The following is a 25,074-nucleotide window of genomic DNA, read 5'->3' on the forward strand; positions in this document are numbered from 1 at the left end:
CGGTCGTTGCGACTGCACGGCACTCCCCCGCTCTGTGTATCCCAACGCTTGAGAACTTGTCGAGCCGCTGCTCAACCGCGCCAATGGTGGACTTTTCGACGCTGGCCTCCACTGCGCGAAGTCGTCACTGAGACGCCACACACACAGCGGAGTCCCGTGCTCTCTCCTGTTTCACGTGAAACAGAAGCGCGCACAAGGAACAAAGAAGGCCTTCACACGGAGATTCCGCACCGCCTTCGAGCCGGGCGCGACACAGCAACGGGCTGGCACGTGATTCATCATCACGCACCGGCCCGCATCCGAGAGCGCCCCCGCCGGCTGCTCCCCGGCGACGGGCCCCCGAGAGTCCTACTGAGAAATACCCAGCAGAGCGAGAATCCGCTGCAGGTCTTCCTGGTTCGCGAACTCGACGGACAGCTTTCCCTTCCGCTTGCCCATGGTCACATTCACTCGGGTCTCCAGTCGATCGCCGATGTTCCGGGCAAGTTCATCCAGGGCAGGATCCTTCTCCTTCACCGCGCGAGACGCAGCCGGCTTCTCTCCCCTGTTGAGGAGGACGACGGCTTCCTCAGTCGCACGGACAGAAAGCCCTTCCGCGACGACCCGCTGGGCGAGAACCTCCATGTTCGCGGGATCGCTGAGACCCAGAATCGCGCGGGCGTGACCGCTCGACAGCACGCCGGCGGCCACCCGACGCTGAACCATGGGCGGCAGTCGGAGCAGCCTGATCGTGTTGGAGATCTGAGGTCGCGAACGACCGATGCGCGCGGACAGCTCCTCCTGCGTGCATGCGAAGTCCTCGAGCAGCTGAGCGTAGGCGGCAGCCTCCTCAAGTGGGTTGAGATCGACACGGTGAAGGTTCTCCAGCAGAGCATCCCGCAGCAGATCATCGTCCGTCGTCGCGCGCACGATTGCGGGGATCGTCGTCCGTCCAGCCTCCTGCGACGCACGGAACCGACGCTCACCCATGATGAGCTCATACTTCGATGGGTCGTCGCCCCGGCGCCGCACCACGACCGGCTGCAGCACCCCGATCTCACGGATGCTGGTGACCAGCTCCTCAAGTGCATCCTCATCGAACACCTCACGCGGCTGACGAGGATTGGGACGGATCAGCTCGATGGGCAGCTCGCCGAACGTAGTGCCGGGGACAGGGACGAGCTCCTCCGCCGAATCGGTTTCACGTGAAACACGATCACTCTCGGAGTTCTCTTCCACCGTTCTTCCGTCAGCGGGATCGGCGGCTGCACGAGAAGCTGTCGAGGCGCTGTCAGCCGCTGCGAGCACCGCTGCACTCGCGGCACCGCTTCGCGCCGGCGCGGAACCTGCAGTGGTCTCGTTCGCACCCACCTCCGCAGCGCTTTCCCCACCGCCGTCGGCCTTCGCGGCAGTGGAGCGGCCAGAAGAGGCCCTCCCGCCTTTGCCCGCTGCTCCGTCCGCACTGCGAGCTGAGCCTGTTGCCTTTCCGGTGCTCTTCTTGGTGTTCCGCGTGCTCCGGCTGGAGGTGACTTCGGTCTTCCTGCCGCTTGCCGTGCCAGCCGCTTCCGCAGCCGGCGCAGCCCCGTCGTCCGAGGCATCGCGCTCTGCATTTCGCAGACCGGCGGACTGAGATCCCTCTCCGTGTGCGGACGCCGAATCCTGCTTGGAGGCCTGTGCCCGGCGCGTCCCCGTCGTCTTGCGGCTCGCCTGTGCGCGCCTCATCGCCTCAGCGGGATCGGCGGACCGTGTCTGAGGGCTGCCTGCACTCTCAGCCTCCTCACCACGCTCACCTCGGGAGAAGAACACATCGGAGGGCCGCCCGCTCTCCGGATTGGGGATCAGGGAACCGAGGCCGCGTCCCAGCCCCCTCCGCTTCTCAGCCATTGACCGCTCCTCTTTCTGAGATCTCCTCCGCAGCCTCGCGGTACGAGAGCGCACCGGAGGAATTCGGCTCATACGTGATGACCGTCTTGCCGTAGCTCGGCGCCTCGGAGATGCGCACCGAGCGGGGAATCACGGTTTTGAGCACCTGCTGGTCGAAATGCGCGCGCACTTCCTCCGCCACCTGGGCACTCAGCCTGGTCCGAGCGTCATACATCGTGAGAAGCACCGTCGAGATCCACAGCTCCGGGTTCAGGTGCTGCTGGATCAGCTGGATGTTCTTCAGGAGCTGACTCACCCCCTCCAGCGCGTAGTACTCGCACTGGATCGGAATGAGCACTTCCCGTGCGGCGACGAAGGCATTGACCGTGAGCAGACCGAGGCTGGGAGGGCAGTCGATCAGCACATAGTCGACCCTCTCCCCTGCCTCCTCGCGCTCACGCAGGTACTTGTCAAGCGCACGCTGCAGTCGCATCTCCCGCGCCACCTTGGACACCAGCTCGATCTCCGCCCCCGCGAGGTCGATCGTCGCGGGCACGCACTTCATCGTCTCGTACTCAGGCGCGTCCACGACAACCTGCGAGATGTCGTAGTCGTCGATGAGGACCTCGTAGATGCCCTCCACTCCCGTGGAATGCTCCACGCTCAGCGCGGTGCTCGCGTTCCCCTGAGGGTCGATGTCCACCACCAGAACCTCGAGCCCGTGATAGGCCAGCGAGGCTGCCACGTTCACTGTGGTGGTGGTCTTCCCGACACCGCCCTTCTGATTGGCAACCGTCAGAATTCTGGTTTCGGACGGTTTCGGGAAGGTGGTCGACGCAAGCCGCTCAGCTCGCCGATTGTCTCGTGCGATCTGCGCGCCGAGCGGAGTCGACTCGTCCATCACTGGCATGTGGATCACTCCGCGTTCGTTCGATGTGGGGTACCCGCTCATTCTACTCGCGTCCGCACGCACCGTTGCCTGGGTGCTGGCGTCCTCCGTTTCACGTGAAACGGAGGACGCCAGCACCCAGGCAACGGAACTGTAATCGAATGTATGTGGCCCTTATGAACGGATGCCACATCGTTGTCACGATCGGCGAAGCTCCACGACCGTCGTGGGAACCTCGAGATGATCGCCGCCGAGGGTGTGGAAGACGGGACCTGCGAGCTTCCGCTTCCTGATCAGCTTCGCGGCCTTCTCCGCTTCCTCCGCCCCTTTCGCTCCCTTGATCGCAAGGATGCGACCACCGGGACCGATCACCGGCCGGGTCCATTCGATGAGCGTCGACAGGCTCTTGACGGCCCGCGCGGTGACGACGGTGAACATCTCCTCGTCGACGAGCTCCTCGACGCGTGCACGGACGATGCGGACGTTCTCAAGGCCCAGATCCGCCACGACCATGCGCAGCCACTCCACACGCCGCTCCATGATCTCGACGAGCACGAACCTCACATCCGGTCGCGCGAGTGCCAGAGCGAGACCGGGCAGACCGGCGCCGGAGCCGATGTCGCCCACCTCATCGCCCTCATCGAGGAGTTCGGCGAGGACCGCGCAGTTGAGGATGTGGCGGGTCCAGATGCGCGGCACCTCGCGGGGCCCGATCAGACCCCATTCGACGCCCGTCGTCGCCAGGTGATGGGCGTACCGCTCCGCGAGCGGCAGGCGGTCGCCGTACAGGCTGCGAGCGAACTCCGGGACCTCCTCGAGCGCACCCGGCGACACTGGCCCTCCACTGGCCGCAGCCTCGCTCACGGAGCCCACGGGGTGCTCCTCAGCGCCTGCGCCCATCCTCTCGGCGCCGCTCATGCCGGAGAGACGACGACGTGGCGGCGGTCGCCCTCACCATCGGACTCCGAACGCAGTCCGGCGTTCGCGACGACATCGTGGACGACCTTGCGCTCGAAGCTGTTCATGGGACTCAGCGCCACGGACTCCCCCGTCTCCAGAACGGTGTCGACCGCCTGCTTCGCCCTGGCCCTGAGATCGTCCTTCCGGCGGTCCCGGTACCCGTCCACATCGAGCATGAGCCACGACCGCTGACCGGTCTGGGCCTGCACCGTGAGGCGTGTGAGCTCCTGCAGGGCAGTGAGGACCTGTCCGTCCTGTCCCACGAGCCTGCGCAGGTTCTCTCCGCCGTCCTCGTTGACAATCGCGACCTGCGCGCGTCCGTCGACCACGTCGATGTCGATGTCACCGTCGAGATCGGCGATGTCGAGCAGCTCCTCGAGATAGTCCGCGGCGATGTCCCCCTCCTCTTCGAGCAGCTCGGTGCGGCTGCGCTTGGCCTCACCTGCCGCGCTGCCCCTCGCCTCGGACTCCTGCCCATCGGTCGCGGCCTGGGTGTGGCTCTCCACCGGAGCAGAGGTGAGGTCCGGAGACTCCGGTGTCGTGGTGGCGTCGCTCATGATCGTCCCTTCGTGGCGGTGGCTGCAGCCTGCACAGCCGAGGTCACTTCCTGCGCTTCTTGCGCTTCTGCTTCTGGCGCTTGGCGCTGACCGGCTGAGAGCGCTGACCGCCCTGCGTGCCGCCCTCGGTGCTCGTGTCCTCCGAACCCTGCGACTTCATCTCGATGGGATCGGAACCCGGCAGGGGGCTCTTGCCCTTGCGCGCACGGCGCTCCATGAGCTCCCTCTCCGCCTGCGAGCCCGGTGTGGGCATATTGCGGATGATCACGGTCTGCTGCCCCATCGTCCAGCCGTTCGAGATGAGCCAGTAGATGAGCACGCCGAGCGGGAAGTAGACGCCGCCGATGCCGAAGACCACGGGCATGAGGTAGAGCATCATCTTCTGCTGCTGCATGAACGGGTTGTTCATCGCAGCTTCCGACATGTTCTTCGTCATCATGTGGCGCTGGGTGAGGAACATCATCCCGGCCATGATGACGATGAGGATGGCGGTGAGGATCCGCACCCACAGCACGTTGACGCCCTCGCCGGGATCGAGGAACGAGGCCGAGAGCGGGATGCCGAGGACCACTGCATGGTCCATCGACACCGCGAGATCGCGGGTCATGCCGCCCACCGCGTCCATGTGGCCCTCGGCCACCTGCGGGACGTTCATGATCACGCGGAACAGGCTGAGGAAGATCGGCATCTGCACGAGCAGGGGCAGGCACGAGGCGAAGGGGCTGGTGCCGTGCTTCTTGAACAGCGCCTGCTGCTCCTCGACCATCGCCTGGCGGGAGAACTGGTCCTTCTTCCCCTTGTACTTCTTCTGCAGGCGCTGGATCTCGGGCTGGATCATCTGCATCTTGCGCTGCGATTTGATCTGACGCACGAAGAGCGGGATGACGGCTGCGCGCACCACCACGGTGAGGCCCACGATCGAGAGCACCCACGTCCATCCGCCGTCGGCGGACATGCCCAGCATGGTGAACAGGTGATGGAACAGAGCAAGGATCCAGGCCACCACCCACTGGATGGGGTACAGAATCGTGTCGAAGAAGCCCATTCACTCTCCTCGGCCTGGGAGCCCCTCGCCCGCAGGACCATCTCTTGTCGCTACCGCTTGTCCATTCTGCCATTGTCCGGCGCACCGCCCGCTTTCGCGGAGGGCGCCGTGGGCCCGGCAGCGGCCCAGATGGTCCGGCTCCTGGCCTCCAGGACGGAACCTCTCACATGATCGACTCCGCCGGAGGACAGAGGGTTGCAGCGCAGCAGGCGCCACACGGTCATCGCTGAGCCGATGACCGCGCCCCTCACCTCGAACGAGTCGAGAGCGTACTTGGAGCAGCTCGGATAGTACCGGCACACATCGCCGTACAGAGGCGAGATGAGCATCCGGTAGGCCCGCATGAACCAGACGAACGGCATCCGGGGAAGGATCCGCACCCCGTGCAGGACCTTCGGCCAGCGTCCTTCCGGCCACGCGGGCAGGGAGGACTCGGTGTCCTCATCCCTGCGCACGTGCCTCCTGCCGCCTGCGCGCCTGCCGCAGCGCCTTCTCGAGAGAACGCGTCAGCTGAGGCCAGTCGGCCTCGGCAGCAGCCGGCAGCGCACGGAGCACGAGCAGCTGCCCGGGCTCCAGGTCGGCCAGCCGGCCTGCGGCCCAGGCCCGTCCCCGCCGCTTGACCCGGTTCCGGGTCACCGCATTGCCGACCGCCTTGGATACGACGAATCCCACGCGCGGGGCGTGGGATTCGCGGGTGTGCGCCAGGTGAGCGATCACATGTCCGCTGGTCCCCTTCGCTCCGGTCCGGAATGCGGTCCGGAACTCATGGGGATCGCGCAGACGGTTCTCACGAGGCAGCACGAGGACTCAGGCCTCTGTGGTCCGCCGCTCAGGCGGAGAGGGCGCGACGGCCCTTGCGGCGGCGCGATGCGAGGATCGCGCGGCCGGCGCGGGTGCGCATGCGCAGGCGGAAGCCGTGCGTCTTGGCGCGCTTGCGGTTGTTCGGCTGGAAGGTGTGCTTGCTCACTTCTTACTCCTACGGTCTTCGCGGGCGCGGAGCGCCAGCGGGCGCGGTTCCGCTGTTCAGGTGGGAGCGACGCCGAGACGGCCTCGGCACTCCATGCCTGCGTCGAGGGAAACACGGGGAAGTTCGCACACACCGGAGTACTGGCCCACAACACAGGACACTCAATCGTAGGGGCGGGCACTGTCACCGGTCAAACCGGAGGCCCCACCCGCCCGCACGAGGCGCCGCGCACAGCAGCGGACTCCTCCGCGGACAGCGGACCGGCGGCGGTGGAACCGCGCCGTCACGGGCGGTCCGATGAGCCTGCGGACCGCGGCCTGGCGGAGCTGGCCCACAGGCGTCCACAGCGCATCCGGAAGGTTATGCACACATGGCGTGAACAAGTCCGTCCACAAAGAACACACATGTGATTTCCACACGGTTGCCCACAGATGTGGATGAATCCGGGGACGGCTTCGTCAGTCTGCACATTCTGTGGAAAACTGTGTGGACGCCATCCACTGCGCTGTCCACACCTGTGGGCGGCGCGCACGCACAGGTGGTGTGGACGGACAGGCTTCGGGAGGACAGACCACGGTGGACACCGCGCACGACGACCTAGGGCAGATCTGGACGACGGTCCTCACGAACCTGCTCAACGACCCGGACATCTCCGCGCATCACAAGGGCTTCCTCGCCGGAGCCGTGCCCAAGGGGATGATCGGGGACTCCATCGTGGTGCTCGCGGTGCCGTCCGAACTCCACCGACGCAACCTCGAGAACAATCTGCGCGAGCCCCTCACCCGCGAGATCACGAGGATCGTGGGTCACAGCGTCAGCTTCGCGATCGCAGTGGGGACCGCCCACATCCAGCCGGAGGCCGAGACCGTCCCCTCCGGGGCTCAGCACAGCGCCGCCGCGCATGCGCCGGCCTCGGACGTCCACGAGGACTCCACCGGGATGAGTCGGACCCACATCGCAGGTCCGGAGGACCATGCTCCCGAGGACGGTCCTCAGCAGGCCGGCGGCCGGCAGGACAGCACCTATGCGGACCTCGCAGCACAGGTCGGACGCGGCAGCAGCCCCGCTCACACATACGAGGAGGCAGCCGAGGGCGTCCACCGCAGCGCAGAGCACAGCACCGCGCTCGAGCACGACCGCGGTGCCGCAGCCGGACGCTTCACCCCTGCGGACACCACTGCCCTGCAGGCCGCGGCGCAGCAGGCCGCCGCGGGACGGGGAGGGCCTGCTGCACCTCCGACCGGGGACGCCCCGGGGATGCGAGGACAGGACGCCGACAGGTCCCGTTCCGGCCGGCCGGCTCCGGCCTTCTCCCACACCGGGACGCCCGCACCGCACGGCCCCGACGGGGAGTCGTCCACGAGCCTGCTCAATCCCAAGTACACGTTCGATGCGTTCGTCGTCGGTGCGTCGAACCGCTTCGCGCACGCGGCCGCCTTCGCAGTCGCGGAGTCCCCGGCCAAGGCCTACAACCCGCTCTTCATCTACGGAGACTCGGGACTGGGCAAGACGCACCTGCTCCACGCGATCGGGCACTACTCCCAGCAGCTCTACCCCAAGATCAGCGTCCGCTACGTCTCCAGCGAGGAATTCGTCAACGACTTCATCAACACGGTGGGCTCGCAGACGACGTCGAACACCCTGCGGCCCGCGTTCCAGCGGAGGTACCGCGAGGTCGACATCCTCATGATCGACGACATCCAGTTCCTCCAGGGCAAGGACGCGACGGTCGAGGAGTTCTTCCACACGTTCAACGCGCTGCACAACGAGGACAAGCAGGTCGTCATCACGTCCGACCAGCCGCCCAAGATGCTCAAGGGCTTCGAAGAGCGCCTGCGCTCCCGGTTCGAGTGGGGCCTCCTCACGGACGTCCAGCCGCCGGACCTCGAGACGCGCTTCGCGATCCTGCGGAACAAGGCGTTCTCCGAGAAGCTCGACGTCCCCAATGAAGTCCTCGAGTACATCGCGAGCCGCGTCTCCTCGAACATCCGCGAGCTCGAGGGCGCTCTCATCCGCGTGACGGCCTTCGCGAACCTCAACGACCAGGTCATCGACGTGGGCCTGGCCGAGACCGTGCTCAAGGACTTCATCACGCAGGACGACACCCCGGAGATCACGGCCGCCGACATCATGGGGCAGACCGCGGCGTACTTCGACCTGTCGCTCGAGGATCTCCAGGGCACGAGCCGCTCGCGGACGCTGACCACCGCCCGGCAGATCGCGATGTACCTCTGCCGCGAGCTCACGGAGCTGTCGCTGCCCAAGATCGGCCAGGAGTTCGGCGGACGCGACCACACCACCGTCATGCACGCGAACAAGAAGATTCGAACGCAGATGGCCGAGCGGCGGACGCTCTACACCCAGGTCACCGAACTCACGAACCGCATCAAACAGCAGCATCGACTCTGAACTGAACAATTCACAGCTGTGGACAAACCTGTGGGCAACCCGGGAGAGGAGGTGGATGGAATGGGGGACGGAACCGCATCGGCCTGTGCACGCCTGTGGGCATAGCTCCCCCGCATGCACAGGCGTCCACCGGCGGCAGCATGCGGATGCACACTTCGTGCACGGGGTCGCGGACTGCGCATGCCTAGGGAATGCTGGGAAGCAGGCCTCTGTCCACAGCTTCCACAGTGGCTACTTCTATGAACTATGAATACGAAGGCGCCCGCGAAAGAGTGACCGCGCACTGCGACGGATTGATGCACGAGGTGCGAGAAGCGCAATAATCCGGCTGTGCATCCATGCACATCGGCATGTCCGCGTATTCGAACGCCAGGACACGGGGTGGGAGCGAGTGGGACTTTCCGAGAGACCTCCTCGCGCAGCGCTGCGCGAGGAGGTCCGGACGGCCGATCGTCGGTCTGGCACGAATGGCAGACCAAGTCAACGGAACACGCCGATAAGGGGTCCGCAGACCATGCATCGGGTTCCTTCCGTGCGGTAGAGTTCTTTCCTGCCCATCGGCCCACTACGCCCAGGAGAGTCGTGAACGCAGCAGCCGAACAAGTGAAGTTCCGAGTCGAGCGCGATGTCCTCGCCGAAGCGGTCACCTGGACCACGAAGGCTCTCCCGCAGCGTCCCTCCGTTCCCGTGCTCACCGGTGTGCTCATCGCCGCGGAGTCCGATGGCACGGTGAGGCTCTCCGTCTTCGACTACGAGGTCTCCTCCCGCACCGAGATCGCCGCCGAGGTCGAGGCGCCCGGCACGTTCCTGGTCTCCGGCCGTCTGCTCGCCGACATCGCCAAGGCTCTGCCCAATCAGCCCGTCACCCTCGAGCTGAACGGGGGCAAGGTGGACCTCTCCTGCGGCTCCTCCCGGTTCTCCCTCATGACGATGCCGGTGGACGAGTACCCCGCGCTGCCCGTGGTGCCCGAGCCCACCGGCACGCTCGCCTCCTCCGCGTTCCAGCACGCCGTGGGCCAGGTGGCGATCGCGACGAGCAAGGACGACACCGTTCCGATCCTCACCTCCGTCCGCGTCGAGATCGAGGGCGACAAGGTGTCCCTGCTCGCGACGGACCGCTACCGGCTGGCCGTCCGCGAATTCACCTGGAACCCTGCGAGCCCCGACATCTCCCGCGCCGCCCTCATCCGCGGCAGGACCCTCGCGGACGCGGCGAAGTCGATGGGCGGGGACATCCGCATCTCGCTCTCGGAGACCGGCGGCAAGGAGATGCTCGCGTTCAGCTCCAACGGCAGGGAGACGACCTCGCTGCTCGTCGAGGGCGATTACCCGAAGGTCCGCTCGCTGTTCCCCAAGGATGCGCCCATCACCGCCGTGATCGAGACGGCCGCGCTGCGCGAGGCGGTGCGCCGCGTGGCGCTCGTGGCCGAGCGCAACACCCCCATCCGCTTCGAGTTCGCCGAGGGTGCGCTCACCCTCCGGGCCGGTGCCGGCGACGACGCCCAGGCCTCCGAGTCCCTGCCCGCTGAGATCACGGGCGGCGACATCACGACGGGCTTCAACCCCGTCTTCATCTCGGAGGGGCTGGCGCAGATGGGCCACCAGTACGTGCGCTTCTCGATGACCGAACCCAAGAAGTCCGTCGTCATCACCGGCCAGGAGGAGCCCACGGGCGAGCACGACGACTCGTACCGCTACCTGCTCATGCCCATCATCCGCTTCTGATGTCGTGCTGACCCGGCCGCCTCGGCCGGCCGTCGAACGGGAGGAGGGCCGAGCCACGTGTGGGTGAGCAGACTCGCGCTGCGCGACTTCCGCTCCTACGACGCCCTGGACCTCGACCTCGAACCGGGCGTCACCGCCTTCGTCGCCCCCAACGGATGGGGCAAGACGAACCTGGTCGAGAGCATCGGGTACCTCTCGCGGCTGCGCTCCCACAGGGTCTCCCAGGATCTGCCGCTCGTCCGTGCGGGCTGCGAGGAGGCGGTGGTCTCCGCGCGGGCCCACCGCGGCCGGAGGCATGTGACCGCGGAGGTGACGATCCGGGCGAAGGGGGCCAACCGCGCCCGGATCAACCGGACCGGTGTGCGGGTGCGGGAGATCCTGGGCCTCGTTCCCTGCGTCGTCTTCGCTCCTGAGGATCTCGGGCTCGTCAAGGGCGATCCCGGTGAGCGCCGGGACTGGCTCGACTCCCTCCTCGTGGCCCGCAGCCCGCGCTATGCCGGGGTGCTCGCGGATGCGGACCGGGCGCTGCGTCAGCGCAACGCACTGCTCAAGAACCTCAGGCAGAGGCCCGATCCCGGGCTGGAGGGCACCCTCGACATCTGGGACAGGGCCTTCGCCGAGGCCGCCGCAGCTCTGGTCACGGGCCGCCGCCGTCTGCTGGGGGACCTCGAGAAGCACATCGCCGGCCATTTCTCCCAGCTCGCCGCCGATGCGCGGGAGTCGAGGCGCTCCGCCGCAGCCGAGTACTCCTCGCGCATCGACTACGGCTCCGTGGACTTCTCAGGCGAGGACGCGCGGGAACGCACCACCGAGGTGGTCCTGGAGGCACTGGCCTCGCGGCGCCGGAAGGAGATCGACCGTGGGCTCACCCTCGTGGGCCCGCAGCGCGACGACGTGCTGCTGGGGATCGGGGGTGCGCCCGCGAAGGGCTATGCCTCCCACGGGGAGAGCTGGTCGCTCGCGCTCGCGCTGCAGCTCGCCGGCTGGGATCTGCTGCGTGAGGACTCAGGAGACCCGGACGACCAGCCGATCCTCGTCCTCGACGATGTGTTCGCCGAGCTGGACTCGGGCAGGCGCGCACGGTTGGCCCAGACGGTCGCTCAGGCGGAGCAGGTGCTCATCACGGCTGCGGTGGGATCTGAGGTGCCCGAGGAGCTCACCGGTGCGGTCGTCGATCTCACCGGGATCGCGAGGCCGCTGTGAGTGATCCCGGCAGCACAGAGGTTTCGGGAGAGATGGGTGCGGCCGACAGGACGCGCGCGCCCCTGTCCTCGGCGGCGCTGGAGGCACTCGATCGCGTCAGGCGGATGGCCGATCACGAACCTCGGCCGGGCAGCCGGTGGGCGGGGCCCAGACGGGAGGACGCGGGCCCAGGCCTCGGCGCCGCTCGCGCCCGAGGCCTGGGCGAGGTCGCGTACACGGCCGCGGGTGCCGATCCCCGGGACCCGCGGCCGCTGGCCGGCATGTTCTCGCGACTCGTGCAGAAGCGCGGGTGGACGTCGAGCCTGGACGTCGCCCAGCTGACGGAGCGGTGGGAGGAGCTGGTGGGCGGGGACGTCGCCGCCCACTGCACCGTGGAGAAGTTCGAGCCGCCGGTGCTCGTGGTGCGGACGAGCTCGACCACGTGGGCCACACAGCTGAAGATCCTCCGCGAGGGCCTGCTGGACAAGCTCGAGCGCGAGATGGGCAGACGCGTGGTCGAGGACATCGAGATCCGGGGTCCGGAGCAGCGCCGATTCACCCGCGGCCGCCGAAGCGTCAAAGGCCGGGGCCCCCGGGATACCTGGGGGTGAAGTCGCCGATAGGCGAGGCGCGGGCCGTGCGGCGAGTTCTGCGGTGCGGCGAGGGGTAGCGTTACGGCTGGGTGAGGCGCGGGCTGGCAGCTGTAGGGCACCGGTGCGGCGAGGGGTGAAGTCACCGATAGGCGAGGCACGGGCTGTGTCGCGAGTTCTGCGGTGCGGCGAGGAGACGCGAAGGCGCGTCTCAGCTGAGCCGGGCACACTGGGACGATGCCCGATGCTCTCCTCCCCACGCTCTGGTCGGCGGTGTCCCAGGCCGCTCCGCATCCGGACGCGCGGACCCTCATCGTCGCAGCGGTCCTCGCCGCAGCCCTCGTGATCCCCCATCCGGTGTGGCGGATCGCGGGGGTGTGGGTGACGGTGGTGCACGAGCTGGGGCACGCCTTCGCGGGCATGGTCCGCGGGCGCACGGGCATGCGCATCCGGGTGAACCGCGACCACTCGGGGCTCACGACCTCCACCGGCCATGCGGACACCGTCGCGTGGACCAGCTTCTGGGGCTATCCGACACCCTCGCTGGTGGGGGCGGCCGTAGCCTGTGCAGCTGCCGCCGGCTGGGCGGGCGCCGCGCTCGGCGTCATGCTCGCGGCGATGCTCGCCGCACTGCTGTTCATGCGGGGCGTGCTGACCTGGGCGGTCACACTGGCGACGCTGGCCGCGGGAGTGCTCCTGCTGATGCGCGGCACGGACGTCCTCGTCACGGGTGCGGTGCTGGCGACGGGCATGTTCCTGTGGGCCGGCGGCGTGCGTGCGATCGCCAATGTCTCGCGCCTGCACGCCACAGGCAGGGGCCACGGTTCGGACGCGCAGGCGCTCGCACAGCGGACGCCGATCCCCGCCTTCGTCTGGCTCGCGGTGTTCTGGCTGCTCTCCCTCGCTCCTGTGGGCCTCCTCGTGTGGGCCCTGCGGGCATGATCCGGCATAGACTCGGATGCGCACCCCAACGAGGAGACACATGCGCTTTGCGAACAGTGTGACCGACCTGATCGGCAACACCCCGCTCGTCCGGCTGAACCGGGTGACGGAGGGGATCGCCGCGACGGTGCTCGCCAAGGTCGAGTTCTTCAATCCCGGCGGCTCCGTCAAGGACCGGATCGCCGTGAACATCCTGGATGCCGCCGAGGCCGCCGGCCAGCTGCGTCCGGGCGGCATCATCGTGGAGCCCACCAGCGGCAACACGGGGATCGGCCTGGCGCTCGCGGCACAGCAGCGCGGGTACCGGTGCATCTTCGTGTGCTCGGACAAGGTCGCCGCGGACCGGCAGGCGGTGCTGCGGGCCTACGGGGCCGAGGTGGTCGTCACCCCGGCAGCCGTGCCCGCCGACCACCCGGATTCCTACTTCTCCGTGGCCGCCCGCCTGGCGGCTGAGATCCCCGGGGCGTTCGTGCCGGATCAGTTCTCGAACCCGCACGGCCCGCGCAGCCACTACGAGACGACGGGCCCGGAGATCTGGCGGGACACGGACGGCCGCGTCACGCACTTCGTCGCGGGTGCGGGCACGGGCGGGACCATGAGCGGTGCCGGCCGGTATCTCAAGGAGGTCTCGGGCGGAGCGGTGCAGGTGGTGGTCGCGGATCCGGAGGGCTCCCTCTACTCGGCGGGTGAGGACGGCGAGCACGGCGCCTACGACATCGAGGGCGTAGGCATGGACTTCTATCCGGACGCGTACGACCGGGACATCCCGGACGCGTTCGAGACGGTCTCGGACGCCGAGGCATTCGCCATGACCCGCAGGCTCGCCCGCGAGGAAGGACTGCTGGTGGGCGGATCGAGCGGGATGGCCGTCGTCGGCGCGCTGAGGACCGCTCGCGCGCTGCCCGCCGAGGCCGTCGTCGTGGTCCTGCTGCCGGACACGGGCCGCGGCTATCTGGGGAAGGTCTTCGACGATGCGTGGATGCATGAGCGCGGACACCTCGCTGGGGACGAAGGCACCGACGCACACGGAGGAGACGCACAGTGAACGAGAACCCCACGGGCTTCGACACCCTCGCGATCCGCGCGGGGCAGGACCACGACCCCACGACGGGCGCGGTCATCCCTCCCCTGCACCTGTCCTCGACGTATGCCCAGGACGGGATCGGCGGCCTGCGGAACGGCTATGAGTACGGTCGCAGCGGCAATCCCACCCGGGATGCCCTGCAGGAGCAGCTCGCCGCCCTGGAGGGCGGGAGGTTCGGGCTGTCCTTCGCCTCGGGCCTCGCCGCCGAGGACGCCCTCCTGCGGGCCGCCCTCCGCCCCGGCGACACCGTCCTCATGGGCGATGACGTCTACGGCGGCACCTACCGGCTGGTCTCGCGCGTGCTCGCTCCCTGGGGCGTGAAGCTGCGGATCGTGGACATCACGGACACCGAGGCCGTGCGCGCGGCGCTCGCAGCGGAGCCGGCCGCGATGCTGTGGATCGAGACGCCCTCCAACCCGCTCATGCGCATCAGCGACATCGCCGCGCTCGCGGAGATCGGCCATGCCGCGGGGTCCACGGTCGTGGTGGACAACACCTTCGCCTCCCCCGCGCTGCAGCAGCCGCTGGCCCTCGGTGCGGATGTGGTGGTCCACTCGACGACGAAGTACCTGGGCGGACACTCCGATGTGGTGGGCGGGGCCGTCGTGCTGAACGACGAGGAGCTGCACGAGCAGGTGAAGTTCCAGCAGTTCGCCGCCGGCGCCGTCAGCGGTCCGCACGACGCCTGGCTCACGAGCCGCGGGCTCAAGACGCTCGGCATCCGCATGGAGCGGCACAGCCGGAACGCGGGGCTCGTCGCGGGGTTCCTGGGCGAGCAGGACGGGGTCGCCGCCGTCTACTACCCGGGCCTCGAGAGCCACCCCGGCCATGCGGTCGCCGCGAGGCAGATGCGCGGCTTCGGCGGCATGGTGTCGCTCGCACTGCCCACGGGTGAGCAGGCGCGGCGCTTCGCGGAGAGCCTGGAGCTCTTCACGCTCGCGGAGTCGCTGGGCGGAGTCGAGTCGCTGGTGAACTACCCGGACGCCATGACGCACGCCTCCGTGCGCGGGACGGAGCTCGCGGTGCCCGAGGAGGTCGTGCGCCTGTCGGTGGGCATCGAGACCGCCGAGGACCTGCTCGCAGACCTCGCCCAGGCGCTCAGGCGGGTGTGAGCTCGGCGGTCCGGACTCCGGCGGGCGGCGCACGGATGCGGCCATGAGCTCGGCCGACAGCGGCTCCCAGCAGCGCACGAGCGAGCTCGAGGCGCTCCTCGAGACCGCAGGCGAGCTGTCGTCCCTCCATCACGTGGACGATGTGCTCGGCGCGATCGTGCAGCGCGCCCGCCAGCTGCTCTTCAGCGACGTCGCATATCTGATGCTGCTGGACGACGAGCGCCGGACGGCACACATGCGCGTGTCCTCAGGCATCCAGACCCAGGGGTTCCTCGGCATCCGCGTGGACTACGGCGAGGGCCTCGCCGGGCTCGTGGCGAGCACGGGCATGCCGCAGTGGACCGAGGACTACCGCTCCGATGAGCGGTTCGCACCGAAGATCGGCGAGATCGTTCGCGCGGAGAGCCTGCGGTCGCTCCTGGGCGTGCCCCTCACCGTCGGCAGACGCGTCATCGGGGTGCTGTTCGCAGCGGATCGGGAGAGCCGTGCGTACTCCCACCGGGAGGTGGCGCTCCTGGCCTCGCTGGCCGACCACGCCGCCATCGCGCTCGACAATGCCGAGATGCACGAGCAGACCCAGCAGGTGCTCGCCCGGTGGAGGACGGCGAGCGAGGAGTTCGCCGAGCAGAACAGGGCGCTCGAGCGCGCCTCCGAGTTCCACGAGCGGCTGATGGGTCTGATGGCGGCCGGCGTGCCGCTCGGCGAGCTCGCGGCAGCCGCGGGCGACTTCCTGGGAGGCGTCGTCGTCGTTCTCTCCGGCGAGGGCGGCCTGCTGACCCCTGCCGGGGAGGGGGTCCGCCTCCCCGGGCAGGACGAGCTGGAGGTGTGTGCGGATCTCGACGAGCGCGGTTCCGCCCAGCTGCCGGCGGATGAGGGCGAAGCCGAGGTGCGCCGCCTCGCGGCGGTCCGAGCAGGTTCCCGCAGGCTGGGATACGTGCTGTACCAGGGGCCGGAGCTCGCACCGACCGATGTCCGCTCATTCGAGCGCGCCGCCATGGTGACGGCGCTCATGATCCTCCACACGCGTGCGGACGAGGAGGCGCGGAAGCGGGTCATGGGCGAACTCATCTCGGAGCTCATCTCCGCGCGCGCCGATGCGGACTGGGTGCGGAGCCGGGCGGAATCCGCCGGGATCGTGCTCTCCCCGCCCCCGTACGTCGCCGTGGTCGCGGTGGAGGGGAGTCGTCCGGGTGCGGCGGACCGGCTGGATGCCGCGGTTCAGCTCGCGAACGAGCGCGGGGGCCTGGCCCGGGTGCAGGCGGGCGAGACCGTCCTCCTCGTCAGCGGCGAGAGCGCTTCGGAGACTGCGGACGGGATCGCCCGCGCACTGGATCAGAGGTTCCGGGTGTCCGCGGCGGTGGGCGGGGACGGCCCGCACGCGTCCCTGCACGAGGCGGCGCGCGCGATCTCCCGCTCCCGCACCTGCGCGAAGGTCCTCGCGATGACCGGCCGGTGGTCCCACGGAGCCGCGCCGGAGGACATCGGCCTGTACGCGCTCCTGTTCAGCGAGGTCGGTCGGGCGCAGATCGACGATTTCGTCGCCGAGACGCTCGGTCCGCTCATGGAGTACGACGCCGTCCGCGGGAGCAGACTGCTCGACACGGTGCGCGCGCACTTCGACACGGGCGGGCAGACGGGCGCTCTCGCCGAGGCGCTCATGATCCACGTCAACACCCTGTACCAGCGTCTGGCGCGCATCGACCAACTGCTCGGCAGTGACTGGCGAGTGGGCGAGGCATCGCTGCAGGTCCATCTCGCCCTCCGCCTCCGCGATCTGGTGGACGGAGACGACTGAGCCCCGGCGACCCGCAGAAGCGGCCATGGGAGGAGTCACATCGGTGCAGCCGTGCAAACGTGTGATCTCACATTGTCCGGTGCTGCCGGCGTCGATAGCCTGCTGGTCTGATCGCACGGCCCTATCGTGAGAAGGCAGGACAATGGAGTCCGTATCCGTCATCGTCATCATCGCCGTCTACTTCCTGCTCATGTTCGCCATCGGCTTCTGGGCGAACAGGCGGATGAAGTCGTCCAAGGAGTTCCTGGTCGCGGGACAGTCCCTGGGATTCTTCGTCATGGCGATCGCGAGCTTCTCCTCCATCCAGAGCGGCTGGGGCATGGTCGGCAACACCGGCGCCGTCTACGACATCGGCACCTCCGCGCTCCTCGGCGCCGCCTTCCTGGTGCCGCTCGGGTTCGCCCTCGCCTGGTTCCTCCTCGGCAGCCGGCTGCATCGCGCCGCGGGCAGGCACAGCGCGTACTCCGTCCCCGATCTGGTCAGGGCCCGGTACCGGAGCCGGCCCGCCCACATCGCCATGTCAGCGGCGATGGCCGTCGGCGCCGTCGCGTACATGACCTCGCAGATCTCCGCGATGGGGATCATCGCCTCGCTGCTCCTCGGCACATCCGTGCAGACCGGCGCGTGGATCGGGGCCGGCGTCGTCGCCGTCTACACGGTGGCCGGCGGCATGCTGGCCGCGGTCTGGACGGATCTGATCCAGGGCCTCCTCATGATCGTGATGTCGGTGGCGATCTTCTTCTTCGCGCTCTTCGCCGCCGGCGGGTGGTCCGCCGTCCTGCTGACCACCTCCGCGGCGGACCCCGCGTACCTCTCGCTCACCGGGCCGCAGCCGGAGGCGTTCATCTTCGGCTATATGGTCCTGCTGGTCTTCGGAGCGGCGGGACAGCCGCAGCTCATCACCAAGTTCCTCATGCTGAAGGACAGGAGGGAGCTGCGCTGGGGAGCTGCGGTCTCGGGCGTCGCATACGGGGTCACCACACTCTTCAGCCTCGGGATCGGACTCTCGCTCAAGGCCATGGTCATCAGCGGGGACGCCGCGGCTCCGGAGACCATCGACAACACCACGACGGACTTCCTCTCCCAGTTCACGAGCCCCGTCGTCGCGGGCCTCGCGCTCACGGCCCTGCTCGCAGCTGTCATGTCGAGCGCCTCGAGCTTCATCACGATCGGGGCTGCGGCGGTCGTGCGGGATCTGTCCTCCTCCCTGGGCTTCCCCGTGCGCCGGGAGCTGCTGTGGAGCCGGATCATGTCGGCGGTCATCACCGTCCTCGCCGTCCTCCTGGTCTTCTACCTGTCCCAGGCGATCTTCATCCTGGGCGCGATCGGCTGGGCGGCGTTCGCCGCCGCGATCCTCGGGCCCATCGGGATCGGGGTCCACTGGCGCAGGGCGACGGGGACCGCGGCCGCATCCGCCGTGATCGTCGCGCTCGGCTCCAACCTGCTGGTCGTCGTGCTCGAAGCCGGCGGAGTCCTCACGGTGGCACCGCACATGCACGTCGGAGGGATCTCCCTCATGCTCTCCGTGCTGGTGTTCGTCGGAGTCTCCCTGCTGACGCCCGGGGAAAGGTCGGCACAGCTCTTCCGTGAGTTCGAGAGCGGGGACCTGGGAGGCTCCTCGGATGGCGGGTCCGCCGCTGTTCCGCCTGCCGCCGTCCCGCCGAGCACTGTCTCGCAGAGCGCAGGAGGCATCGCAGCCGCAGGGAGGACGGTGGGCCGCCTGGTGGGTGCCCTCTCCCTCATCTGCGCCGTCATGCTGGTGGGGATGCTCGCCGATCTGCCGGCCCTGATCATCTATCCGACACCCGTGCTGGTGGGCGTCATCATGCTGCTCGGATGCGCGGGCGACCCCGGCGTCCTCCGCGCCGTGCGCGTCCCCCTCCTCGCCTACACCGGAGTGCTGTTCGTCCTCATGACCGCGATGGCCGCCACCAGGCACTCGGAGGCGGTCTTCGGCGGGATGCCCGTGGCCACCGGCATCCTCCTCTACGTGATCTGGCCCTTCACCACCGTGACCGCGGGGCTGCTCTACGCCTGGGTGCACTCCCTCACCCTGCGGTCCGCGCCGGCGGAGGCGCCGAGGGCGGAATCGCTCCGATGAGCCGGACCGATGTGCTCATCATCGGGGCCGGGCTGTCCGGGGCGATGACTGCGACGGCGCTCGCCGGCCACGGCTTCGACGTGCACTGCCTCGAACAGGGCAGCTGGCCGGACTACGGGAAGCCGGTGCACCCGCTCGAGTTCGATCCGGAGACGCATCGCCGCTGGACCCGCGTGCCCGGCGAACGGGGATCGGCCGGTGACTACCCGATCGACGCCTCGGCCTCCCCTGTCGAGCCGCTCATGTGGAACGGGGTGGGAGGCAGCACCGTCCTCTACCTCGCGAAGTGGCACCGGATGCTGCCGAGTGACTTCCGCGTGCGCTCGCTCGACGGCGTCGGCGAGGACTGGCCCTTCGGATACGAGGAGCTGGCACCGCACTACGCCGAGGCCGAGAGGCAGCTGGGGGTGAGCGGGCTCGCAGGGGACCCTGCATACCCGCCGGCCGATCCGCCTCCGCATCCTCCGCTGCCCCTGCGCGATTTCGGCAGGAGGGTCGCCCACGGCCTCGACTCGCTGGGCTGGGACTGGTGGCCGGGCGCCTCGGCGGTCTTCCCCCGGGAGAACGCTGCCCGCCTGCCGCACTCCGCCCCGGCGGCGGGCGAGGCGCTGGGAGCGACGAACACAGGTCTGCGGCGGACGGTGAAGGCCTCGACGGATGTGACCCACTGGCCGGGAGCGCTGCGCGCCGGAGTCGGGCTGACGACAGGTGCGCAGGTGCGGCGCCTGCTGTTCGAGGGCGGGCGCGTCGCAGGGGTCGAGTACTGCGCTGCGGACGGCCGGCTGCGGACGATGCGCGCCGAGCACGTGATCCTGTGCGCGAACGGGATCGGCACATCTCGCCTCCTCCTCGCCTCGGATGCGGGTGCAGGGCGGGACGCAGGGGCGGCGAACTCGAGCGGCCTCGTCGGACGGAACCTCATGCTCCATCCGCTGGCGGCGGTGGCGGGAGTGTTCGACGAGGAGGTCGACGGTGCCGTGTCGCCGCTGGGGACGCAGCTGCAGAGCACCCACTTCTACGAGACGGACCGGCGGAGAGGATTCGTCAGGGGCGCCAAATGGGGCCTGCAGCCGGCCGGCGGCCCCGAATCCCATCTCTTCTCCTATCCGTGGACCGCTGACCCCCGCAGATGGGGGCGGGACTTCTCCACGACGATGAGGGAGCGGCTGGGGCGGTCCGCGATGTGGTCGATAGTGTCCGAGGACCTGCCCGATCCGGCGAACCGCGTGGTCCTCGATCCCCGCCGGCGCGATCGTGCGGGGACACCGGGCGTGCGCGTCGAGTACCGGCAGGACGGGAACTCGAAGCGTCTCCTCGCCTTCCACATCGAGCGGGCCGCGGAGGCGCTGCGCGCCGCGGGCGTGCGCACCGTGCTGGCCGATCCGCTCGTGCGGGCGAGCGGCTGGCATCTCATGGGGACCGCCCGGATGGGCGAGGACCCGGACACTTCGGTCGTCGATCCCTGGGGCCGCAGCCATGACGTCCCGAACCTGCACGTCTTCGACTCCTCGGCCTGGCCCACCTCCAGCGGATTCAATCCTGCCGCGACGCAGGCGGCGATGGCGCTGCGGTCGAGCGCGCACTTCCTCGCGGAGGAGTCATGGTGACCGACGAGCACATCCGAGCCCGCCTCGGCGTCGGTTTCACGGATGAGGAGCTGGACGCCGTGGCGGCCGCTGCGGACGCCTGCGGGGCCGGCGAGGACAGAGAGCTGCTCGCGGCCCTCGTCCGCTCCGGCGTCTTCGCCCGGAGGGTGGGCGAGCCGGACATGCGCGATGAGCTCGATCCGGAGCGGCGGTCCGAGGGGATCCCGGAGGCCGATGTCGGCCGGGTGCTCGAGCGGGTGAGGGCGAGGGGACACGCGGGCGCGGTCCGGCCGGACGAGGCGGGGCCGGACGAGGCGGGGTGCGGACCGTCCGGGCGCGGACCAGGTGGGCGACACGTGATCGGGAAGAGGAGAGGAGACGGGATGAGCACGCGGCCCGGATGGTGGCAGGACCTCGACGCGGAGGACTTCGCATGGCAGGTGCCGGAACGGTTCAACATCGCCGCGGACTCGCTGGATGCGCACCCGGCCGAGGCGCTCGCGATCCTCGAACGGGGAGGCAGCCGGGAGCTCGATGTGACCTTCGGCGAGCTGCGGCAGCGGGCGAGGCGGATCGCCCGCTGGCTGCTGGAGAACGGGCTCGAGCGCGGAGACCGTGTGGCGGTGCTGCTGCCGCAGTGCTGGGAGCTCGCCGCCGTCCACAGCGCGATCTACTATGCGGGACTCGTCGCGGTGCCGCTCACCACCAAGTTCGGGCCCGAGGCCGTGCGCTTCCGCGTCGAGGACTCGGGCGCACGCGCGCTGTTCGGACGACCGGCGGACCTCGCGCGCAGCGAGGCCGGCCTCGACTCGCTCGAGCACGTGGTGAGCACGGAGGAGGCGTGCGCGCAGTCGACCACCACGCTGTCGGCCGTCCTCGCGGAGGAGACCGGGGACCACATCCTCGGCGACACCGCCGCTGACGATCCCGCCCTCCTCATCTACACCTCGGGCACGACCGGCAGTCCCAAGGGCGCTCTGCACGCCCACCGCGTGCTCGTGGGGCACATGCCCGGGGTGCGGATGACGCACGACGGCTTCCCCCAGCCCGGCGATCTCATCTGGACCCCCGCCGAATGGGCGTGGATCGGGGGGCTGCTGGACGTGCTCTTCCCCAGCCTCGCGTGCGGCGTCCCCGTCGTGGGCAGCGATGCCCGCGTCAGTCCGGAGCTCGCGGTCCGCATGTTCGACGAGGTGGGGGTGCGCAACAGCTTCATGCCTCCCACCGCCCTCAAGCAGATGAGGGCGCAGGGCACGGTTCCCGCCGCGTCCCGGGTCCGGACGCTCGCCTCGGGCGGTGAGCCGCTGGGCGAGCACGTGCAGCAGTGGGCGCGCGAGGTCTTCGGGGTGGAGGTCAACGAGTTCTACGGGCAGACCGAGATGAATATGACGGTCGGGCAGCACCGGCAGAGACGGCATCCGGCCCCGGGATCGATGGGGCGGGCCGTTCCCGGCTTCACCGTCACGGTCCTCGGACCGGACGGGCAGCCGGCCGCCGCCGGCGAGGTGGGCGAGATCGCGGTGCTCACCCCCAATCCCGGTGAGTTCCTGGGCTACTGGGGACAGCCGGAGAGGACCGCGGAGAAGTACGCGGGCGACTGGCTTCTGACAGGTGACCTCGGGACGGTGGATGCCGTCGGCGATCTCACCTTCCAGGGGCGCGCGGACGACGTCATCTCGTCGGCGGGCTACCGGATCGGGCCGGGCGAGGTCGAGGAGAGCCTGCTGGGCCATCCGGATGTGGCGCTCGCCGCAGTCGTGGGCGAGCCGGACGAGCTGCGCGGGCAGGCGGTCGTGGCCCATGTGGTGCTGAGGGAGGGCGTGCGGCCCACGGACGCCCTCCGCCGGGAGCTCGCCGCGCACGTGAAGAGCTCTCTCGCCTACTACCAGTATCCCCGGCGGATCGAGTTCCACGACGTCCTGCCGATGACGACGACCGGCAAGATCCAGCGGCGGCTGCTGCGCGGGACGTGAGCCGGCGGTCCCACCCGCCCGTCCCGCTCGGACGCGAACTCACACAATCGCCTCTGCGGCTTCAGGACCCCCGGAGACGAGCCCACCCTCGGCCGCTGCTCCGGAAAAGGGGATTCGAGGCCTCCACGTGCCGCTCCGCAGGCATCTGAGGTGCGCGTCTCCGTCACCGGGAGGCCGATTCGCGGTAGGATTGTGTGCAAACCGTCCGCATGCATGAGCGTGTGCACACACGCGCGTCCAGAGGAGATCAATGGCAGCCGAGGAGACACCGCACTACGATGCCGGTGACATCACAGTCCTGGAGGGTCTCGAGGCGGTGAGGAAGAGGCCCGGCATGTACATCGGGTCGACCTCGGAGCGGGGCCTCCACCACCTGGTGCAGGAGATCGTCGACAACTCCGTCGACGAGGCGATGGCCGGCTACTGCGACCACATCGAGGTCGCGATCCTCGAGGACGGCGGGGTGCGGGTCACGGACAACGGCCGCGGCATCCCCGTCGCGATGCACCCCACCGAGGGCATCCCGACGCTGCAGGTGGTGCTCACGATCCTGCACGCCGGCGGCAAGTTCGGCGGCGGCGGCTATGCCGTGTCCGGCGGTCTGCACGGTGTGGGCTCCTCCGTCGTCAACGCGCTGTCCTCGCGGCTGGACGCGGAGGTGCACCGCGACGGCTTCGTGTGGCGCCAGGACTACCGGATCGGCGTGCCCACGGGCGAGGTCGTGAAGGGCGAGGCCACCGATCACACCGGCACCGTCATCACCTTCTGGCCGGATCCCGACATCTTCGAGACCACGGAGTTCTCCTTCGAGGTGCTGCGCAGCCGGTTCCAGCAGATGGCGTTCCTGAACAAGGGGCTGCGCATCTCGCTGGAGGACCGGCGGAGGGTCGAGATCGACCCGGACGAGGTGCAGATCGACGAGGACGTCCTCGACGGCGAGGAGAACGTCGCCGAAGCCAAGGTCAAGTCCGTCTCCTACTGCTACGAGCACGGCCTGCTCGACTACGTGGCCCACCTCAACAGCATGAAGAAGGCCGATCTGGTCAACGATCAGATCATCGCCTTCGAGACGGAGGACGCGCAGCAGCAGATCGCGCTCGAGGTCGCGATGCAGTGGACCACCTCGTACTCCGAGTCCGTGCACACCTTCGCGAACACCATCTCCACGCACGAGGGCGGCACCCACGAGGAGGGCTTCCGCACCGCGCTGACCTCGCTCATCAACGCGTACGCGCGCGAGCAGAAGCTGCTGCGCGAGAAGGACGTGAATCTCACCGGCGACGACGTCCGCGAGGGCCTCACGGCCGTCATCTCCGTGAAGCTGGGCGAGCCGCAGTTCGAGGGCCAGACCAAGACCAAGCTGGGCAACTCCGAGGCCAAGACCTTCGTCCAGCGCGTGGTGCGCGATGAGTTCGGCCACTGGCTGGAGTCCAACCCCGTGCAGGCCAAGGAGATCATCCGCAAGTCCATCCAGGCTTCGCAGGCCCGGATGGCCGCCCGCAAGGCGCGTGAGGCGACGCGCCGCAAGGGACTGCTCGAGTCCTCCGGGATGCCCGGCAAGCTCAAGGACTGCCAGTCCAAGGACCCCGTGCGCTCCGAGGTGTTCCTCGTCGAGGGCGATTCCGCCGGCGGCTCCGCCGTGCAGGGCCGCGATGCCATCCACCAGGCGATCCTCCCGCTGCGCGGCAAGATCCTCAACGTGGAGAAGGCCCGCCTCGACCGCGCCCTCGGCAATGCCGAGGTGCAGTCGATGATCACGGCCTTCGGCACGGGGATCGGCGAGGAATTCGACATCGACAAGCTCCGCTACCACAAGATCGTGCTCATGGCGGATGCGGACGTCGACGGCCAGCACATCACGACGCTGCTGCTGACCTTCATCTTCCGCTACATGAAGCCGCTCGTGGAGCGCGGGCACGTCTTCCTCGCCACTCCCCCGCTGTACCGCATCAAATGGTCCAATGCACCGCACGAGTTCGCCTACACCGACCGTGAGCGGGACGGTCTCCTGGAGACCGGCCGGGCGGCCGGCCGCCGCCTGCCCAAGGAGCTCGCGATCCAGCGCTACAAGGGCCTCGGCGAGATGAACTACCAGGAGCTGTGGGAGACCACGATGGATCCGGATCAGCGCCTGCTCAAGCAGGTGAGCCTGGACGATGCGGCGCAGGCGGACGAGATCTTCACCGTCCTCATGGGCGATGACGTGGACTCGCGGCGCAGGTTCATCCAGGAGAACGCGAAGGACGTCCGCTTCCTGGACATCTGAGCGGCGTCCCCGGACAGGTCCCGCAGACAGGCTTCAGCAGTGAGGTGAG

Annotated in this window: 20 protein-coding genes; 12 read left to right on the forward strand and 8 right to left on the reverse strand. The window is 68.9% G+C overall.

Annotated features, from left to right (window positions below):
* Positions 1-348: 348 nt before the first annotated feature.
* The 8 genes from K318_RS25910 to rpmH all read right to left on the reverse strand — a co-directional run bounded on the left by K318_RS25910 (position 349) and on the right by rpmH (position 6,260).
* Positions 349-1,218 carry a ParB/RepB/Spo0J family partition protein gene (locus tag K318_RS25910; protein ID WP_156914000.1) on the reverse strand — a complete coding sequence of 290 codons (870 nt, stop codon included), beginning with the start codon at positions 1,216-1,218 and terminating at the stop codon, positions 349-351.
* Between the two features lie 637 nt (positions 1,219-1,855).
* A complete protein-coding gene (locus tag K318_RS0112550) occupies positions 1,856-2,752 on the reverse strand; it encodes a ParA family protein (RefSeq protein ID WP_029089733.1) in 897 nt (298 codons plus the stop codon).
* Positions 2,753-2,929: 177 nt separating this feature from the next.
* Positions 2,930-3,649, reverse strand: coding sequence for a 16S rRNA (guanine(527)-N(7))-methyltransferase RsmG (gene rsmG / locus K318_RS0112555; RefSeq protein ID WP_245579899.1), 720 nt, complete (start codon positions 3,647-3,649; stop codon positions 2,930-2,932).
* The gene (locus K318_RS0112560) at positions 3,646-4,248 is read right to left on the reverse strand and encodes a Jag family protein (RefSeq protein ID WP_029089735.1); all 603 of its coding nucleotides are present in this window, start codon (positions 4,246-4,248) and stop codon (positions 3,646-3,648) included. The genes rsmG and K318_RS0112560 overlap by 4 nt, the downstream gene beginning before the upstream one ends.
* 43 nt (positions 4,249-4,291) lie before the next feature.
* Positions 4,292-5,293, reverse strand: coding sequence for a membrane protein insertase YidC (gene yidC, locus K318_RS0112565; RefSeq protein ID WP_029089736.1), 1,002 nt, complete (start codon positions 5,291-5,293; stop codon positions 4,292-4,294).
* A gap of 50 nt (positions 5,294-5,343) precedes the next feature.
* A complete protein-coding gene (gene yidD, locus K318_RS0112570) occupies positions 5,344-5,748 on the reverse strand; it encodes a membrane protein insertion efficiency factor YidD (protein ID WP_029089737.1) in 405 nt (134 codons plus the stop codon).
* Positions 5,735-6,094, reverse strand: coding sequence for a ribonuclease P protein component (gene rnpA, locus K318_RS0112575; RefSeq protein ID WP_029089738.1), 360 nt, complete (start codon positions 6,092-6,094; stop codon positions 5,735-5,737). The genes yidD and rnpA overlap by 14 nt, the downstream gene beginning before the upstream one ends.
* A 28-nt stretch (positions 6,095-6,122) precedes the next feature.
* The gene (rpmH, locus tag K318_RS0112580) at positions 6,123-6,260 is read right to left on the reverse strand and encodes a 50S ribosomal protein L34 (protein WP_029089739.1); all 138 of its coding nucleotides are present in this window, start codon (positions 6,258-6,260) and stop codon (positions 6,123-6,125) included.
* Between the two features lie 576 nt (positions 6,261-6,836).
* Between rpmH and dnaA the strand changes: the two genes are divergently transcribed.
* From dnaA to gyrB, 12 genes are all read left to right on the forward strand, one after another.
* Positions 6,837-8,669: a chromosomal replication initiator protein DnaA gene (gene dnaA / locus K318_RS0112585; RefSeq protein WP_051297969.1), complete on the forward strand. Its 1,833-nt coding sequence runs from the start codon at positions 6,837-6,839 to the stop codon at positions 8,667-8,669.
* A 582-nt stretch (positions 8,670-9,251) separates the two neighbouring features.
* Complete coding sequence (dnaN, locus tag K318_RS0112590; protein ID WP_245579900.1) at positions 9,252-10,394, forward strand: DNA polymerase III subunit beta; 1,143 nt, start codon at positions 9,252-9,254, stop codon at positions 10,392-10,394.
* Between the two features lie 57 nt (positions 10,395-10,451).
* On the forward strand, positions 10,452-11,597 hold the full coding sequence (recF, locus tag K318_RS0112595) for a DNA replication/repair protein RecF (RefSeq protein ID WP_029089742.1): 1,146 nt from the start codon (positions 10,452-10,454) through the stop codon (positions 11,595-11,597).
* A gap of 32 nt (positions 11,598-11,629) precedes the next feature.
* The gene (locus tag K318_RS0112600; protein ID WP_029089743.1) at positions 11,630-12,187 is read left to right on the forward strand and encodes a DciA family protein; all 558 of its coding nucleotides are present in this window, start codon (positions 11,630-11,632) and stop codon (positions 12,185-12,187) included.
* Positions 12,188-12,403: 216 nt separating this feature from the next.
* Entirely contained in the window at positions 12,404-13,108 is a 705-nt protein-coding gene (locus K318_RS21710) for a M50 family metallopeptidase (RefSeq protein WP_051297970.1), read from the forward strand.
* A gap of 40 nt (positions 13,109-13,148) precedes the next feature.
* On the forward strand, positions 13,149-14,153 hold the full coding sequence (locus tag K318_RS21715; RefSeq protein ID WP_035281897.1) for a PLP-dependent cysteine synthase family protein: 1,005 nt from the start codon (positions 13,149-13,151) through the stop codon (positions 14,151-14,153).
* Entirely contained in the window at positions 14,150-15,304 is a 1,155-nt protein-coding gene (locus tag K318_RS0112615; protein ID WP_029089744.1) for a cystathionine gamma-synthase, read from the forward strand. The genes K318_RS21715 and K318_RS0112615 overlap by 4 nt, the downstream gene beginning before the upstream one ends.
* A gap of 43 nt (positions 15,305-15,347) precedes the next feature.
* Positions 15,348-17,099, forward strand: a complete 1,752-nt coding sequence (locus K318_RS21720; protein ID WP_051297971.1) for a helix-turn-helix domain-containing protein — start codon at positions 15,348-15,350, stop codon at positions 17,097-17,099.
* Between the two features lie 142 nt (positions 17,100-17,241).
* Positions 17,242-19,200: a sodium:solute symporter family protein gene (locus K318_RS21725; RefSeq protein WP_084500167.1), complete on the forward strand. Its 1,959-nt coding sequence runs from the start codon at positions 17,242-17,244 to the stop codon at positions 19,198-19,200.
* Positions 19,197-20,807, forward strand: coding sequence for a GMC oxidoreductase (locus tag K318_RS0112630; RefSeq protein WP_035281899.1), 1,611 nt, complete (start codon positions 19,197-19,199; stop codon positions 20,805-20,807). The genes K318_RS21725 and K318_RS0112630 overlap by 4 nt, the downstream gene beginning before the upstream one ends.
* On the forward strand, positions 20,804-22,759 hold the full coding sequence (locus K318_RS0112635) for an AMP-binding protein (protein ID WP_211233328.1): 1,956 nt from the start codon (positions 20,804-20,806) through the stop codon (positions 22,757-22,759). The genes K318_RS0112630 and K318_RS0112635 overlap by 4 nt, the downstream gene beginning before the upstream one ends.
* A gap of 250 nt (positions 22,760-23,009) precedes the next feature.
* Positions 23,010-25,025: a DNA topoisomerase (ATP-hydrolyzing) subunit B gene (gene gyrB / locus K318_RS0112640; protein WP_029089747.1), complete on the forward strand. Its 2,016-nt coding sequence runs from the start codon at positions 23,010-23,012 to the stop codon at positions 25,023-25,025.
* Positions 25,026-25,074 lie beyond the last annotated feature (49 nt).

The sequence above is a fragment of the Brevibacterium album DSM 18261 genome, assembly GCF_000426445.1.
GTDB lineage: Bacteria > Actinomycetota > Actinomycetes > Actinomycetales > Brevibacteriaceae > Brevibacterium > Brevibacterium album.